We start from the raw sequence: 16,402 nt of genomic DNA, 5'->3' as shown, positions 1-16,402 counted from the left end.
TCTGTTGGGAATACGAATAATGAAATACATAAATCAATTCTTAAAGCCGCTTTTTGCATTCGCTCTGATTTTAGGTCTGGCATCGAACGCTTATGCAGAAAGCACACAAACCACAGCGGACAAAGCGCTGGAAGAAAATGCAGCACATCAGAGCCTTCTTGATTTTCTGGATGACCAGATATACGGCAAGGTACCGGTAAAGGGTTATCACAAAAAGGTTCATCAGAACGGCAAAAGCTGCGCGCTTTGTCATGGTTCAAGCGAGCCGGTAACACCTGCTGATACCTCAAACTGTGCTAACTGCCATGGTAGCCCGGAAGATGTGGCAAAACTGACTCAGGAGATGGAGCCTAACCCGCACAACTCTCCGCACTGGGAAACTGAGCTGCCATGTGATTCATGCCATATTGAACACGGCAAATCAAAATCTGTTTGTAGTGACTGTCACCAGTTTGGCTTTAAAACACCATAACCGCATCTGAGGTAACCAATGTTCAAATTAATAAGTAAAACATTTGGCGTGGTGGTGTTTGTTCTGCTGACGGCTTTTAATACTCAGGCCGGTACTCCGGAGTCAGATGGCTTCAAGGAAAAAGCCCGAGAATTAAGAGCTCATGCTAAAACAGACAATGAGTCATGCCTTTCCTGCCACGGTAGTGACAGTATCAATAGCGAATGGAAAACAGAACATGGCCGGAGTCTGGATCTTCATGTAGATACACTCCATTACAACGACTCTGTTCACCAGGGACAAAGTTGTGAGAGCTGCCACCAGGGAGCCGACGACGCCGCATTTGAAACAGCCCCTCACCGGTTTGAGAATGATACGGCAAGCCGGAGCTGTGACAGTTGCCACGGCGAAGTCTTTAGCGAAATTGATAAGCAGATTGAGTCCAGTCATCACACAAAAACCATTGTTGAAAAATTCGGTAATGAGTTTGAGTGTGAAGCCTGTCATAACGCTCATACGTTTAAATTTCCTGAAAGAGCGGAGGATATAACAGCCAGTATTCATGACTCAAACGAAGCCTGCTTTGCCTGTCACAATGACCTGCGAGGTTATGAAAAGCTGACGGATAAAAAGCTGCTGGATCAGGACATGGGCCACTGGTTCCTGCCTGAGAAGAACAAGCACTTTGCTGCCGTTCGCTGTGTTGACTGTCACAGTGCAGGTGAAGGAACTCAGATCCATACCATCACCCCGGCAGAAGATGCCGTTTCAGACTGTCAACTTTGTCACAGTGAAGACACAGCCCTGACTTCAACGCTGTACAAATACAGCAATGAAACCAAGGCTTTCTCAATGCTGGATAAAGGCATTTTCGATGACAGTGAACTGATTAAGAAAAATGCGCAATCCATCGCGCAGCGCTCAGAAAAGGCAGATTCGCCAAACGGTTTTATCAACCAGAAACTGCTTGATGGCCGCTACCTGATCGGTGCAACCCCTATCGGCTGGATGGATTCGCTGCTTGGTATCGCACTGATCGCAATCATTGCACTGCTGGGTCTGCATCTGCGCATGAGAAAGCTGGGTGAAAAAGAGAAAATTGAACTGGTCAAGACAGAGACTGTTATGTTCCCGGCGGGCATCAGGCTATGGCACAACACCAATGTAATCGTGTTTGTGACCCTGCTTCTGACCGGGCTATCCATGCACTTCTCGCTGATTGCTTTTGAGCTCTCTCAGTATATGCACAACATTCTGGGTGGCGCACTGATTGTGTTCTGGATGCTGTATCTGCTATATCTTCTGGTCTCCGGACAGATCAAACAGTACATCCCGCGCAAAAACTTTATTGGTGATGCAATCAAGCAGGGAGCCTACTACCTCAAAGGGATCCATAAAGGGGAAGAAAACCCTGCCGGACACGATCCGAAGAAGCGACTGAACCCGCTACAGCAGATGGGGTATCTGTCGATTGTATTCGGTGCATTCCCGCTGTTGATTCTATCGGGTATCGGGCTGTTCTTTAGCGAGCTGCTTCCGGCAGAAATCTTCGGTTTTGACGCTAAAACCTTAACAGTGATGGTGCACGTTGGCATGGCACATGTGATGCTGCTGTTTATCGCCGTTCACGTTTACCTGTGTACTACAGGTGTGACTCCGGCAGAACACTTTAAGAGCATGCTGACCGGACGGTTATTTAAAGCGAAATCTTAATTTTCTTAAATAACCACTTAAGCTAAAACCCCTTATTAGCGAGGCGCTAATAAGGGGTTTTTATTCTTTACAGGAATTAAAAAAGACCGCTTATTCCCACATAAATAAAAATGCACATCACGCATATTTATTTTGCAAAACATTCATTTTACTCATAATGCTGTATGCAATATATTCAGCTCCGTAGATAAATATACAGAGCAAAGCTCCATAACGGAGCTGCCATATTTATAGAAAACAACACGTTTGTGAGGTAAAAAGAATGACAATTCCAACAACTGAAATGTTTGAAGCCTGGAAAGGTTTCAAAGGTGGAAACTGGCAAAATGAGGTTAACACCCGAGAGTTTATTCAAGCCAACTATACGCCCTATGAGGGCGACGAGTCGTTCCTTTCTGAAGCAACAGAATCGACAACTACCTTATGGAATACAGTACTTGAAGGCATTAAAGAAGAGAGCCGTTCTCATGCCCCTCTGGACTTTGATACGGATCTGCCTTCAACCATCATTTCTCACGATGCGGGATACATTAACAAAGAGTTAGAGACCATCGTCGGCCTGCAAACGGATAAGCCACTAAAACGTGCCATTATTGCCAACGGCGGTATCCGCATGGTGAAAAACTCATGCGAAGTATACGGCCGTGAACTGGACGCTCAGGTTGAAAAAACCTTTACTGAGTACCGTAAGACACATAACAAAGCCTGTTTTGATCTTTACACAAAAGACATTCTTGCATGCCGCAAGTCCGGCATTATCACCGGCCTGCCGGATGCTTATGGTCGCGGCCGTATTATCGGTGACTACCGCCGCCTTGCGCTTTATGGTATCGACTTCCTAATTGCCGATAAGCAGGAGCAGTTCAAGTCCACTCAGTCTTTCCTGGAGCAAGGTGAAAAACTGGAAAAAACACTGCGTCTTCGTGAAGAGTTGGCTGACCAGATTCAGGCACTGAAAGATATCCGTGAAATGGGCCTTAAGTACGGCATTGATATGTCCGCTCCGGCAAAGAGAGCTCAGGAGGCCATTCAGTTCACCTACTTCGGTTATCTGGCTGCGGTTAAGTCTCAGAATGGTGCGGCTATGTCTCTTGGACGTACTTCCACCTTCCTGGACGTTTATATTGAACGTGATCTGGCAACCGGCGCTATCACTGAATCTCAGGCTCAGGAACTGGTTGATCACTTTATTATGAAGCTGCGTATGGTGAGATTCCTGCGTACTCCTGAATACGATTCACTCTTCTCCGGCGACCCTATCTGGGCAACAGAAGCGATGGCTGGTATGGGCGTTGACGGCCGTACTCTGGTAACCAAAACCACCTTCCGTTACCTGCACACCCTGTACAACATGGGCCCGGCTCCTGAGCCTAATATGACCGTGCTTTGGTCTGAGCAATTACCTGAGCCATTCAAGCGTTATGCCGCAAAAGTGTCCATCGATACCTCATCATTGCAGTATGAAAATGATGATCTGATGCGCCCTGATTTTGACAACGACGACTACGCTATCGCCTGCTGTGTTAGCCCGCAGATTGTTGGTAAACATATGCAATTCTTTGGTGCACGTGCCAACCTGGCAAAAGCGCTGCTTTATACCATTAACGGTGGTATTGACGAGAAGTCTAAGGTTCAGGTTGCTCCTGAGAGCGCAAAAATCACTGACCAAGTACTGGACTATAACCGTGTTATGCCTCAGTTTGATGAGATGCTGGACTGGCTGGCAACTCAGTATGTCACCGCTCTGAATATCATCCACTACTCACATGACCGTTACAGCTATGAAGCCTCTCTGATGGCACTGATGGACAAAGATGTGTTCCGTACTATGGCTTGTGGCATTGCCGGACTTTCTGTGGTTGCCGATTCCCTTGCGGCTATCAAGTACGCGAAAGTAACTCCGGTACGCGATGAAGACGGTATTGCAATCGACTTCGATATCGAAGGTGAATACCCTACATTCGGTAACAACGATCCGCGTGTGGATGAGATTGCCTGCGATCTTGTGGAACGCTTTATGAAGAAAATTCAGAAGAAGCACACCTACCGCGAAGCAACGCCAACGCAATCTATTCTGACGATTACCTCCAATGTTGTGTACGGTAAGAAAACCGGTAATACACCTGACGGCCGTAAAGCAGGTATGCCATTTGGTCCGGGTGCAAACCCTATGCACGGCCGTGATCAGAACGGCGCGGTGGCTTCCCTGACTTCAGTATCTAAACTGCCATTCTCCTACGCCAAAGACGGTATCTCTTATACCTTCTCTATCGTACCGGGAGCGTTAGGTAAAGATGACAACAGCCAGAAGCAGAACCTTGCCGCACTGATGGATGGTTATTTCCACCATGAAAACAGCGACAATGGCATTGTGATTGAAGGCGGCCAGCATCTGAATGTTAATGTGCTAAACCGCGAAATGCTGCTTGATGCGGTAGAACACCCTGAGAAATACCCTCAACTGACTATCCGTGTAAGCGGATACGCAGTACGCTTTAACTCGCTGACTAAAGAGCAGCAGCAGGATGTGATTACCCGTACCTTTACGGAAAAGATGTAACCATAAAGAACAAGGCCACTCGCTTTTGAGTGGCCTTTTTTTGTCCTGCAATTTTTGTCCTGCAATAGTGACTGGGTAACGGTAACTATGCGTCAGGAAGCATTCTGATTCGACGCTTTCGCTCTCACCCGGGTCATTTCTTCTGCTATCCGGTTTACCTGATCTCTGGCAAAAACCTCATCCAGAGTCACCGAAAGCTTACGGCGCCAGTTCGGGTATTCATCCACGGTTCCCGGGATGTTAACCGGCATATCCATCTCCAGCCAGTCTTCCAACTGGATACTGAGCAGGCTTGAAGAGCCGGCGGCAAGATGCAGATGCAGTGCATCGCTCAGATAGGAGTCCATCGGAACCAGAGATGCATCAAGGCCGACACCCTCCGGCAGATAGCCGTGCGAGGCCAGGCTCTTCAGGATCTCCTGCTTGTAATCTAACCGGTTGTCGAACAGTACCTTCAGCTTCTCTTCATCACGGTACAGGCCAAGCTCTCTGCCTCTTTTCAGATCATCGCAATGCCAGAATCCTCTCAGGGTCGGCATATCGTGGGTACAAAGCGCGGCCATTGACTGCTCGGTATAGTGCGCAGGTGAGTAAAAACCACCATCTTCGGCAATCTCCTGGAAGAACAGCTTATAAGAATGGATGCCGGCATTTGCAAGAATATCGACAATTTCATCCGGCACTGTTCCCAGATCTTCACCAATAACTGAGCACTGGTGACGATGGGACTCAAGTGCAAGAATCGCCAGCATGTCATCAACCGGATAATAGATATAAGCGCCATCTTTGGCTCCCTTATCCTGCGGAATCCACCAAAGTCGCAGCAGGCCAAGAACATGGTCTATACGCAGCGCACCACAGTGCTTCATATTGGCGCGGATCAGTTTTACAAATGCGTCATAGCCGGTTGCCTGCAGTACCTGCGGGTTTAGTGGTGGCAGTCCCCAGTTCTGACCAAGAGGACCAAAAATATCCGGCGGAGCACCAACGCTTGCGTCAAGTATCAGATTACCGTCGTCAACCCATGACTCAGATCCAGATCCGGTAACACCAACAGCCAGATCCCGGTACAGCCCGATTGACATCCCCGCATCTTCAGCAAGTTTTTGCGCCTCGTTTAACTGGCAATCTGCAATCCACTGAAAATACATGTAGGACTGAATGAACTGCTCGTTTTCCCTGATAAACTCTTTTACTGCCGCGCTCTCATATTTACGGTATTTTTCAGGAAATACCGGCCAGCCCCAGACAGAAGAATCTTCCTGATAGAGTTTTTCATGCAGGGCATCAAATACCGCCTGATGCTTCAGGCTTTCTCCGCCAGCCTGAATAAAGGAGAGGAACTCAGCGCCGCGCTGGGTTTGCTTATCAAGATGACGTACCTTGAATTCATTAAACAGCAGCGGAAGCACTGCCATTTTCAGTGCTGCGACCTCGGTATAATTGACCCAATCATCCTTGCGCACAGCTTTCAGACGCTGCTGAAATTCTGCGCTTTCTACTATCTTTTGCGCATCCGCACACTGTGAAAGCTCTTCCACTGAATTAACGTCAATGTAAAGGATGTTCAGCCAGCTCCGGGAAGAAGGACTGTAAGGACTGGCCCCTTCAGGGTTTGCAGGGAAAAGCGCATGAATCGGGTTAAGGCCCACAAAATCGGCCCCACGGGATGCCGTCTCAGAAACAAGCTGTTTCAGATCAGAAAAGTCACCGATACCCCAGTTGTCTGCCGTACGCAGCGTATATAGCTGAACACTTGGCCCCCAGTGCTTCTTACCCTTATTCATGCTCTCCTGCTTGTAGCAGGATTGAGGAGCAACAATTAGTGCTGTGGCATAGGTACGCTTTTTATCTGATACCTCAAGCTTGTGGTAACCCCACTCAAGTGCAGGCAGTGCAAATACCAGAGGGCCGCCTTCAGAGCGCTCATCTCTGACAATCAGATCGCTCACCGCCCCCTCGGATTTTTCGCCCTGCTCGGTCACCAGCCGCCAGTTGAATTCAGCCGGGAGAGCAGTAGCATCCAGATTCAGTGCCACTTCAACAGCTAACCCGCTGTCTTTAACAACCAGAGTGGGTTCCAGAACCGTTTTGCGGTGTTTTTCCTGAGCGGATTTAAGCAGCTTTTCGTCACTGGAAGTGTCATAACCTAGTGAACCAAGCAGATAACGGATCGTTGCATCTTCCACGTACGCCGGGTCTCCCCACGCACTGATATAATTATCTGAAATTCTGGCCATTTCAGCGACTTGTTTTAATACAGACGGCTCTGTCATCCTGCTCTCCGGGTAATGTATTCTGATGATGGCCTATCATGCCTCTAACAGACAAATTACACATCCTCCTGCCAGAGGAGGATGTGAGGAGGAGTAGCGGGGGATGAGTTATTTATATTTCTCTTTATACGCCGGAATTACCCGTTAGTTTGAGAATATTTTCAACTGTGGCAATCGCTTCAGTCCGGTTGCCGATACTTAACTTCTGGTATGAATTACGAATATGGGTTTTGATTGTTGTGGCTGAAATAGCAAGCTCTTTTGCAATCTGGTCGTTGGTTAAGCCTGAGTAAATCAGGCCCAGCACCTGCCATTCTCTCAGCGTCAAAGGACTCATCCGCACAACTTCCGGAAGATTCGGGCTATTGACCAGTTCACATATAAATTCTTCATCAAAATGAATAAGAGTACTTTTCTTCCTGCTCGCCAATTCGCTGATTAACAGCTGGGCTCTGTGGCGCTCAAGATTTGGCAGCAACTTGTCAGCAATCAGCTCCCGAAGGATTGGCTCAAGGGTGGCACCGTCAACAAGGAAATCCCCCATCATTCCGGTCTGATTGGCTAAAGCGAGCGCTTGTTGTAGCTTCTCTGACGCCACAGACTTCTCGCCTGCTTTTGCCGCCAGAACCGACTCAATAATCAGATTACAGTTTGTATCTGTAACCCGGTTGGTTTTCTCCGCTTCGCTTTGCAAAAAAGTGAGCGTTTCCGCCGCGTCATCATATTTCTTCAGTAAAATCTGAGCCCTGGCGATATTTCTGTACTGCAGCTGCAAAAAGTGATTGCTGGCATTTTCCGGTCGGGAAACGGTTTCAAGCCAGTGTTCCACTGAGCCTGAGTCCCCCGTCGCCTGCCAGTATAACAGCAGAGAAAAGGAGGCATTGGCAATCCAGTCCACATGGTAGGTTGACTGCTGCAACAACTGCGTAATTTCCCCGATAAAGCGGGTTGCCTTGTCCACTTCTCCCCTGCTGATAGCCACTCTTGCCAGCATGGAATAACAGTGAAGATGCTCACCGGGTTCAGACTCACCCAGCACATTCAGTGCCTTGTGTGCGCACTCCTGCGCTTCATCCAGCCGGTTCCAGCTCCAGAGAATCTGCGCTCTGTTACGAAGGAGCAACTCATGCGGCGGCAATTGCTGCCGTTTCTCCTTAGCAATAAGCTGAAATGCCCTTTCCTGCATATCGAATGCGGCCTGAACCAGGCCCTGAGCCATTAAGATCTCACTTTGCTGCAAAATTGCCCAGGTTGTCTGATAAAGCAGAGAATGCCTGCGGGACAAGCTCTCGGTTTGCTGCATCAAAGCCAGAGCTTTGTCCAGTTGCCCCATAACATGATTTACTTCTGCAACAATTGAGGTGGCCACAATACGGCCTCTGTAGGCCGTTGAATCAAGCTGAGTAATCGCCTGCTCTGCCAGTGCCTGTGCTTTTTCCGGTGCATTTGTATTGATGGCAACCTGAGCCAGAAGCGCATTTATCTGACCTTTTTCATTACTGCTCAATACCACATTGCGTTGCGTTACTTCGTGCTCCGCTTTTGTCAGTATCTCTTCAACGTCGGCAAAACGATACTGACTCTGGGCTATCCAGGCCCTGAGCAGTGGCAGCTTTATGCTTGCGTACAGCTTATCTTCAGAAATCCTGCTGATAGCCTGCTCTAATGCGTTCACCTCTCCATGGTCAAACATCTGCCAGCCATGAGCGGTAACCAGCTGGGCAAGAAGCTCACTGTCATTGGCATTTTGCGCATGAATGATAGCCCGGTGAGGAATACCCAATTGCAGCCAGGCTTTTGCGGCGCTCCTGTGCAACTGGTTCTCTTCTTTAGGGATCCTTTTACGCCGCTCGTGAGCCAGAAACTCAGCAAACAAGTGGTGAAAGCGGAACCAGTTCTGTTCGCCTTCCAGAGAGGAGATAAACAGCCCATACCGGTTCAGCTGTTCGAGCATACTAAGCGCATCATCCCTGCCCGTTAATGCATTGACCAGAGTATCGTTAAACGAGCTCAGCACAGAGCACTGCATCAGGAAATGCTGCGTTTCAAAATCCAGCTGATTAAAGACCTCTTCCACCAGATACTCCCACAGGTGGCTATGGCTGAAGTGAGAGACAAAATCGGCAGACCTGGCAAGGGCGACATTCTGATGCTGAGACTGAAGCGCAATCAGCTGAAGTGCTGATGGCCAGCCTTCTACATATTGTCGCAGTTTATCTGCGACAGCGTCATCTACCTCTTCAGATACATATTCGTTAAAGAAACTGCTGGTTTCTTTGGTGTCGAAAGCAAGCAGATCACTGCCGATTTCAATCATGGAATTACGGACTCGCAGGTTTGCCACACCCAGAGGCGGTGTGGAACGGCTTGTCACCACAAGCGTTATATTGTCCGGCATATACTTGAGGAAAAAGCGCATCGCTTCGTGGATCTCATCTTCCTCGATCAGGTGGTAGTCATCGAGCACCAGATAGCACTCTTCTTCATAGCATGCGAGCTCAGAAAAAACCTCACTGAAAAGCGCCTTAAGCGATGAGTACTGCTGCCTTTCCACTATGGTCTGAGAGTTGGGGCAGTTTCCGTTGGTTGCCTTGTTTAAAGCCTGAATAAAGTAGTTAACAAAATGAAATACATCATTGTCGTTTTGATCCAGGTTATACCAGCCAACCGAAGGGGTATCGCTCAGCCATTGGGCTGCCATTGTGGTTTTTCCATACCCTGCCGGGGAGCGAAAGAGTACAAGCTTATGCAAAGAAGCCTGCTGCAATGACTGCAATACACGGGGCCTTTTGATTGCATTACGCAGCCGGGCCGGTCGTTTTAGTTTTGAAGGGAGCCACATATTACTTCTTGCCTGACTTATACCAATCCCGGCAATCACTGAACAGCGAATGACTGGTATTGGTATTAAAAAAAGAAACGTCTGTTATCAATATATAATAAAAAACGCAGCAGACTGACATTAAGTTAATCTGCTGCGTGGTTCAATAACAACTAAATCAAGCGGCTATTAAAAGCGCGATTTCGCATGCTTATACAGCTCTTCGTATTCCGTTGCTGTATGCTGCCATGAGAAATCAACCGTCATACCGTTAACTCTCATTGCATCAATCGCAGGTTTATCGTTGTTGTAAAGTGTTGCCGCCCAGCGCATTGTGCCTCTCAGAGCGTCCGCATAAAGATCGTAGAACTTAAAGCCCGTTGCACGGTGAAGCTGGCTTGCAGAGTAGTTGTGTACCGTATCTTCCAGACCACCTGTTGCCCTTACAATTGGCACAGTACCGTAAGTCATACTGTACATCTGGTTCAGGCCGCAAGGCTCATACCTTGAAGGCATAACAAAGAAGTCAGAACCGGCTTCAATCAGGTGAGCCAGTTTGTTGCTGTAGCCAACGAAGCCGCCAAATTTGCCAGGATAAGCGGAGGTGTAGTGTCTGATGGCATCTTCCTGCCACTTCTCACCTGAGCCAAGCACAACGATCTGCACATCATCTTCTCTCAGCATCTCATCGATACATTCGATAAAGACATCCAGACCTTTCTGATCAGCAAGTCGTGAAACCACACCAAATACCGGAACGTCAGGTCTCTCTTCAAGACCAAACTCTTTTTGCAACTCAGCTTTGCAGATGGCCTTACCGGTAAAGTCTTCATGAGAGAAGTTCGCCGGGATGAGCTTATCGATCGTCGGGTTCCACTCTTCTGTGTCAATCCCGTTAATGATGCCGCGAAGTTTACCCTGTACCGCTCTGTGCTGAAGCGAGTTCTGCAGGTTAAAGCCGTATTCGCGCGAAAGAATTTCTTCTGCATAGGTCGGGCTTACTGTAGTAACCATATCAGCCATCATAACGCCCGCTTTCAGGAAGTTAAGCTGGTCGTAAAATTCTAAGCAGTGGAAGTTAAAGTAATCCCAGCCAAGACCGGTCCAGTACAGGTTAGACTTGTTGAATACACCCTGATAACCGATGTTATGGATAGTCATAACTGACTTGGTATCAGCAAAGTTATCGTAATCTGAGTACAGCGCACTTTTCACATACACGTTACACAGCGCCACGTGCCAGTCGTTGGCATGCAGTACATCAACTTTGATTTCCAGCGCCAGACAAGCCTGCATAATGGCACGGCTAAGGAAAATGAAACGCTCAGCGTTGTCTGTGTACTCCTGGCCACCCCAGTCATACAACTTAGGACGGTCAAAGAACTGATCAAACTGTATGAAGTAGAAAGAAAGGTTTTCACTGATTTTATGTCTGCGGATTTGAGCCCAGACCTCTCCGTCGCCAAAAGGAACGCCAAGCAGTTCATACACCAGCTCGGTATCCTCACATTTGTCACCCATCACCTGCGGATAGTACGGCATAAATACAGAAACGTTATGTCCGCTCTCTGCCAAAGCATATGGCAGCGAATAAGAAACATCCGCCAAACCACCTGTCTTTGCGTAAGGTGCTGCCTCACTTGTTGCCCACACTATATTCATTATCTAATCCCTCAAATCTCAACTGGTACGTCAAACAGAGCCGCGCCCGCGGCAAGAACCCTTATACCAATCCCAGCAATTATCTGTTCATCCTTGCTTGTCAAAATCGCTAATAGCTGCGTTAAAATTTTTGTAATTAGAGCCACTAGTTACTGCAAATTTTGCCTTGCTCTTAGCGATTTTTTCTGCGCAATCACTGAACAGCTAATTACTGGTATTGGTATTAATATTATTATTTTCCAGTGAATCCAGTTCACCAGACAGTGAGTCGTATAATATAGCTTTTTTTAACTTCATCAAAACAAAGGATTAAACAATGATAACTAAAACAAAAAAAGGCAGCTAAAAAGCCGCCAATTGTAAATTTGTCTAAAGCCTGAACTGGCCAACCACAGATTTTAACTGGCTGTTGGCATCGGCCAGGCTGGAGGCAACATTATTCACATCATTACCACTTGCCGCTATCCGCTCAACCATTTCATTTATGGTCACCATATTCTTGGTAATTTCTGAGGCCACTGAGTTTTGCTGCTCTGCCGCTGTTGCGATCTGCACATTCAGGTTATTGATGTTATCAACCGAGCTGCTTATTTTGTCCAGATCTTCCACCACAAGATGCGTCTGGGCAGACGCCTCTTCACAGCTGGTTTTGGTCGCATCCATGCTCTCTATTACGCTTTTGGAGCTGGATGTCAGGCGGTTGATGGTGTTCTGAATTTCCGTGGTGCTGGCCTGAGTTCTTGAAGCCAGCGCCCGCACCTCGTCTGCAACCACAGCAAACCCTCTGCCCTGCTCTCCTGCACGGGCCGCTTCAATTGCCGCGTTCAGGGCAAGCAGGTTGGTTTGGTCGGCAATCTCACCGATAACCTCAAGAACCTGAGTAATATCGTCGATTTCATTACCCATCTGATTTATCTGAGAAGAGGCTTCATCCACTCTGGCCACCAGTTGAATAACCGTATCCGTCGCGCCTGAAACAATCTGCTTTGATTTACTGGTCTGCGCATTGGTTTTGCCGGTATGCTCAACCGCATCCGAGGTATTTCTGGCAACATCATTGGATGTTGCCCCCATCTCTTCGAGTGCCGTCACCGCCTGCTCGGTTTCTGCCTTATGCAAAGTCAGTGATTCCCGGTTCTCTCTGGTCAGCCCCTGAAGCCCGTCAATACTGCCCGCAATCCGGTCTGATGCGCTCAGAATGCTTTGCATCATAGTTTGCAGGTTCTCGATAAAGACATTGATATCAGAAGAGATCTGACCAAGGTCATCTTTACTGGTAACCGGAAGGCGTTTAGTCAGATCACCGTTGCCGCTGGACAGTTCATTCACGGTTTTTTTCAGTGCCACTACCGGCCTGTAGGCATAGGTCAGGATAAAGTAGATAAGCAAAACCGAAATGGAAACCAGAATGACAGTGGTCGCAACCGTTGTATACAGGGAGTCATCCAGCACGCGATAGGCCTTCGCCTTATCCAGACTCACCATAAGATGCCATTCGGTTTCATCATCAAGGAAAATACTCTGGAAGTAAGCCACCTTGCTCATCTCCCCAAAGCTGTATTCAAATACGCCGCTTTCCCTGGAAAAAACTTCTCTCTCCAGTTCCGCAAGGTCGGAGAAATCCGAGATCCGGGTTACACCAAGTTCATCGTTTTTGTAGGTGGAAGCGATAACCAGGCCGCTATCGTCATACAGAGTGGTCCTTGCTCCTGCCGACAGCGTATTGGCAATGATTGAGTTGAACACAGCCAGCTCCACATCCGCCAGCAGAACGCCATCAAGTTGTGAACCGTTATAGAAAGGGGTGGCAATACTGATCATCAAAGCACCGGTCGCTTTACCCTTGTAAACGTCAGTGATAATGGTTTTGCGCTTGCTCTTAGCCGACTTATACCAGCCTCGCATTCTTGGGTCATAATCCCGGCTAACGTACTTGCCGTGGTTACTGTTGTAGGCCACTCCATTTTCATAACCGACCACAATCGCGGTTGCCTCGGACAGTGCTTTTACCTGCCTCAGGTAATCAAAAATGGCCGTTTCATCCCTGAGCTCAGTAAACAGGTGTGAAGAGAGCGAAATTTCCTGACTGATCCCTTCTATCAGGCTGTGTATCTCTTCGGCACTACTGGACAGTTCCAGCATGGAATAATCATCAAGATTATCAATCACGAGTTCTGACATCTGCCGGTAGGACAGGTAAGACAAAATGGTCATGGACAACACAAGCAGGGTCATAGCCGCTGCAATAATGCGGCCTTTAAAGTTAAATAGAATATTCAAATCAGCTCCAGGCAAGAATTAGGGTACAGGTTTTATTCTTCGTTGATAAACATCTTATTTAACCCATAAGCCATGTAAATTATTTAAACGTTATAATTTATTAATGAGCTCATCAGATTTACTTATCCTGCCTGTATCTTGTTTTGCCCATCGGTTTCTGGTGCAAATATTCCACTTGAGTTAAACTTGCCGCTCTCGAAATTCATGGGGCTTATCTATGTCGCAGCAGCGAATCCTTCAGATCATCACAGACAAGAATCTTTCACCAAAGCAGAAGTCCGCGCAGCTTGCGCTTGAGGCTGAAAACAGCCTTCCGTACCTGCCGGTATCAGGCGGGCTAAAAGAGGCTCTGGAACAAGGTGTTTTATGCGATATCTTTGAAGGCCACGCACCATTTAAGCCCCGCTATGTGCTGCCAGACTACAGCCGCTATTTAAAAAACGGCTCAGAATATCTTGAGCTGGAACCGGCATCGAGCTTCGATGAAGCACTGAATATGCTGACGATTCTGTATCACCATGTTCCGTCGGTCACCTCTATCCCGGTTTATATCGGCCAGCTTGATGATCTGCTGATGCCTTATATCGCGGATCTTTCTGAGCAGGCGATCTACCAAAAGCTCAAACTATTCTGGATTATGCTGGACAGAACGCTGCCAGATGCCTTTATGCATGCCAATATCGGCCCTTCTGACAATATTATCTGCCGCACGATTCTGCGCATTGATGCTGAGCTAAAACAGATCGCACCAAACCTGACCTTTATGTACGACCCGCAGGTGACACCTGATGATCTGCTGCGCCTCGCAACACAGAGTATCTGCGAGTGCAGCAAGCCACATATCGCTAACTACCCGGTGCACGCCAAAACCTTCGATAACAGAGGGTTTGGCATTGTCAGCTGCTATAACTCCCTGCCACTGGCCGGCGGCGCAAATACTCTGGTCAGAATGAACCTGAAAGAAGTGGCAAAAAGGGCCAATAGTCCGGAATCATTCCTAAACGAAATATTGCCGCACTACTCTGGGCTTATGTATGAACTCATCGAAACCCGCACCGCTTTTCTGCATGAGGAGTCCAACTTCTTTTCAAGTTTTCTGGTGGAAGAAGGCCTTATTGATGAAAAGCGCTTTGTACCTATGTTTGGTATCTACGGTATGGCAGAAGCGGTGCAGGTTTTGCTTGAAAAGCAGGGCAAAACTCTTCGCTACGGGCATGATGAGGAAGCCAATCAGCTGGGCTACCGCATTTCAGAAAAGCTGGCTGAACTGGTGGAATCCACTGAGATCAAATATGGGCCCGGCGGCAGGGCGATGCTGCATGCTCAGGCCGGAACCAGCATGGATAAGGAAGTGACACCGGGCGTGCGCATTCCCTATGGCTGCGAGCCGGATCCGGTTTCCTACATCAAAGCGACGGTCGCACATCATCAATACTACCCCTCCGGTATCAGCGATATTCTGACCATTGATGAAACGGTTAAATCCAACCCCGAGGCCATGTACAACCTGTGTAAAGGCGCTCTGAAGCTGGGTATGCGAGAGTTTACCGCCAACGTCGATTCCAATGACCTTATCCGGGTAACCGGTTATATGGTCAGGCTGTCTGATATCGCGAAATTCAGCGAAGAAGGCTCACGCATCAACACTACCTTCCTTGGTGCAGGTGCGGCGGAAAACTCCGGAATTCTGCAGCGAAAACCAAGGGTAATGAGCCGGGAAATGTCTCCGACCTATGAGTGATGTTAAAAAGCCGGCAAACCGTTATAACGCGAAGGTCAGTAAAATACTGACCTTTTCCTGTGTTGACGGCCCGGGAAACCGGCTGGTTATTTTTCTGCAGGGCTGCAATTTCTCCTGTGTTAACTGCCATAACCCGCATACCATAAATCACTGCAATCACTGCGGAATCTGTGTTCCTTACTGCCCGGACGGCGCGCTGACCTTTACGCCAGAGCGGAAAGTGCTCTGGGATGCAGCAAAGTGCACTCAGTGCGACAAGTGCACCGACATCTGCAGTTTTCAGGCCAGCCCTAAGGTCACTGAATACTCTGTTGCCGGGCTGCTTGAAGTGATCCGCGACAATCACCTGTTTATCGATGGCATTACCGTCACCGGCGGTGAAGCCACACTTGAACTTCCCTTTGTTTCTGCTCTCTTTTCTGAAATAAAAAATGACAGCGAACTTAAGCACCTCAGCTGTTTTGTTGATAGTAATGGCTCACTCTCCACTCAGGGCTGGAAGAAAATTGCTTCGGTTATGGATGGTGCAATGGTCGATCTGAAGGCCTGGCAGAGTGAAACCCATGAATGGCTGACCGGACGTGATAACCATCGTGTATTTAAGTCGCTGGAGTACCTTGCTGAGCAGAGAAAACTGTATGAAATTCGCCTGCTGTTAATTCCGGGACAAACGGATCTTGAGCAGGAAGTGGAGTCTCTCGGGAAGTACCTCTCTGCTTTGCCGACAGATGTGCAGATCAGAATTAATGCCTTTCAGCATCATGGTGTAACGGGTGAAGCCCTGCTCTGGGATAAGTGCAGCAAAGAGCAGACGGTCTCCTTTCAGCAGGCTCTGGAAAAAAGCAGCGGAAGGAAAGTGGTTATCCCTTCCGTGTTTTTATAACAAATTAGAGTGTCG

Annotated in this window: 9 protein-coding genes; 5 read left to right on the top strand and 4 right to left on the bottom strand. The window is 48.1% G+C overall.

Annotation, left to right across the window (positions count from 1 at the left end):
• Window positions 1-19: 19 nt before the first annotated feature.
• The 3 genes from L3Q72_RS22465 to pflB all read left to right on the top strand — a co-directional run bounded on the left by L3Q72_RS22465 (window position 20) and on the right by pflB (window position 4,724).
• Window positions 20-472, top strand: coding sequence for a cytochrome c3 family protein (locus L3Q72_RS22465; protein ID WP_275132788.1), 453 nt, complete (start codon window positions 20-22; stop codon window positions 470-472).
• Window positions 473-490: 18 nt separating this feature from the next.
• A complete protein-coding gene (locus L3Q72_RS22460; RefSeq protein WP_275132787.1) occupies window positions 491-2,164 on the top strand; it encodes a cytochrome b/b6 domain-containing protein in 1,674 nt (557 codons plus the stop codon).
• Between the two features lie 262 nt (window positions 2,165-2,426).
• Window positions 2,427-4,724, top strand: a complete 2,298-nt coding sequence (gene pflB / locus L3Q72_RS22455) for a formate C-acetyltransferase (RefSeq protein WP_275132786.1) — start codon at window positions 2,427-2,429, stop codon at window positions 4,722-4,724.
• 92 nt (window positions 4,725-4,816) lie between these two features.
• On the opposite strand, the gene malQ is transcribed toward pflB, so the two are convergent.
• The 4 genes from malQ to L3Q72_RS22435 form a co-directional block, all read right to left on the bottom strand.
• Complete coding sequence (gene malQ / locus L3Q72_RS22450; protein WP_275132785.1) at window positions 4,817-7,000, bottom strand: 4-alpha-glucanotransferase; 2,184 nt, start codon at window positions 6,998-7,000, stop codon at window positions 4,817-4,819.
• A gap of 124 nt (window positions 7,001-7,124) precedes the next feature.
• Window positions 7,125-9,842, bottom strand: a complete 2,718-nt coding sequence (gene malT, locus L3Q72_RS22445; protein ID WP_275132784.1) for an HTH-type transcriptional regulator MalT — start codon at window positions 9,840-9,842, stop codon at window positions 7,125-7,127.
• A gap of 168 nt (window positions 9,843-10,010) precedes the next feature.
• Window positions 10,011-11,483: a glycogen synthase GlgA gene (gene glgA / locus L3Q72_RS22440; protein ID WP_275132783.1), complete on the bottom strand. Its 1,473-nt coding sequence runs from the start codon at window positions 11,481-11,483 to the stop codon at window positions 10,011-10,013.
• Window positions 11,484-11,852: 369 nt separating this feature from the next.
• Complete coding sequence (locus L3Q72_RS22435) at window positions 11,853-13,763, bottom strand: methyl-accepting chemotaxis protein (protein ID WP_275132782.1); 1,911 nt, start codon at window positions 13,761-13,763, stop codon at window positions 11,853-11,855.
• A gap of 217 nt (window positions 13,764-13,980) precedes the next feature.
• Between L3Q72_RS22435 and L3Q72_RS22430 the strand changes: the two genes are divergently transcribed.
• The gene (locus L3Q72_RS22430; RefSeq protein WP_275132781.1) at window positions 13,981-15,504 is read left to right on the top strand and encodes a YjjI family glycine radical enzyme; all 1,524 of its coding nucleotides are present in this window, start codon (window positions 13,981-13,983) and stop codon (window positions 15,502-15,504) included.
• A complete protein-coding gene (locus L3Q72_RS22425) occupies window positions 15,497-16,387 on the top strand; it encodes a YjjW family glycine radical enzyme activase (protein ID WP_275132780.1) in 891 nt (296 codons plus the stop codon). The genes L3Q72_RS22430 and L3Q72_RS22425 overlap by 8 nt, the downstream gene beginning before the upstream one ends.
• Window positions 16,388-16,402: the final 15 nt, after the last annotated feature.

This window comes from Vibrio sp. JC009, assembly GCF_029016485.1.
Taxonomy (GTDB): Bacteria; Pseudomonadota; Gammaproteobacteria; order Enterobacterales; family Vibrionaceae; genus Vibrio.
This window is presented reverse-complemented; position numbering and strand designations above follow the sequence as displayed.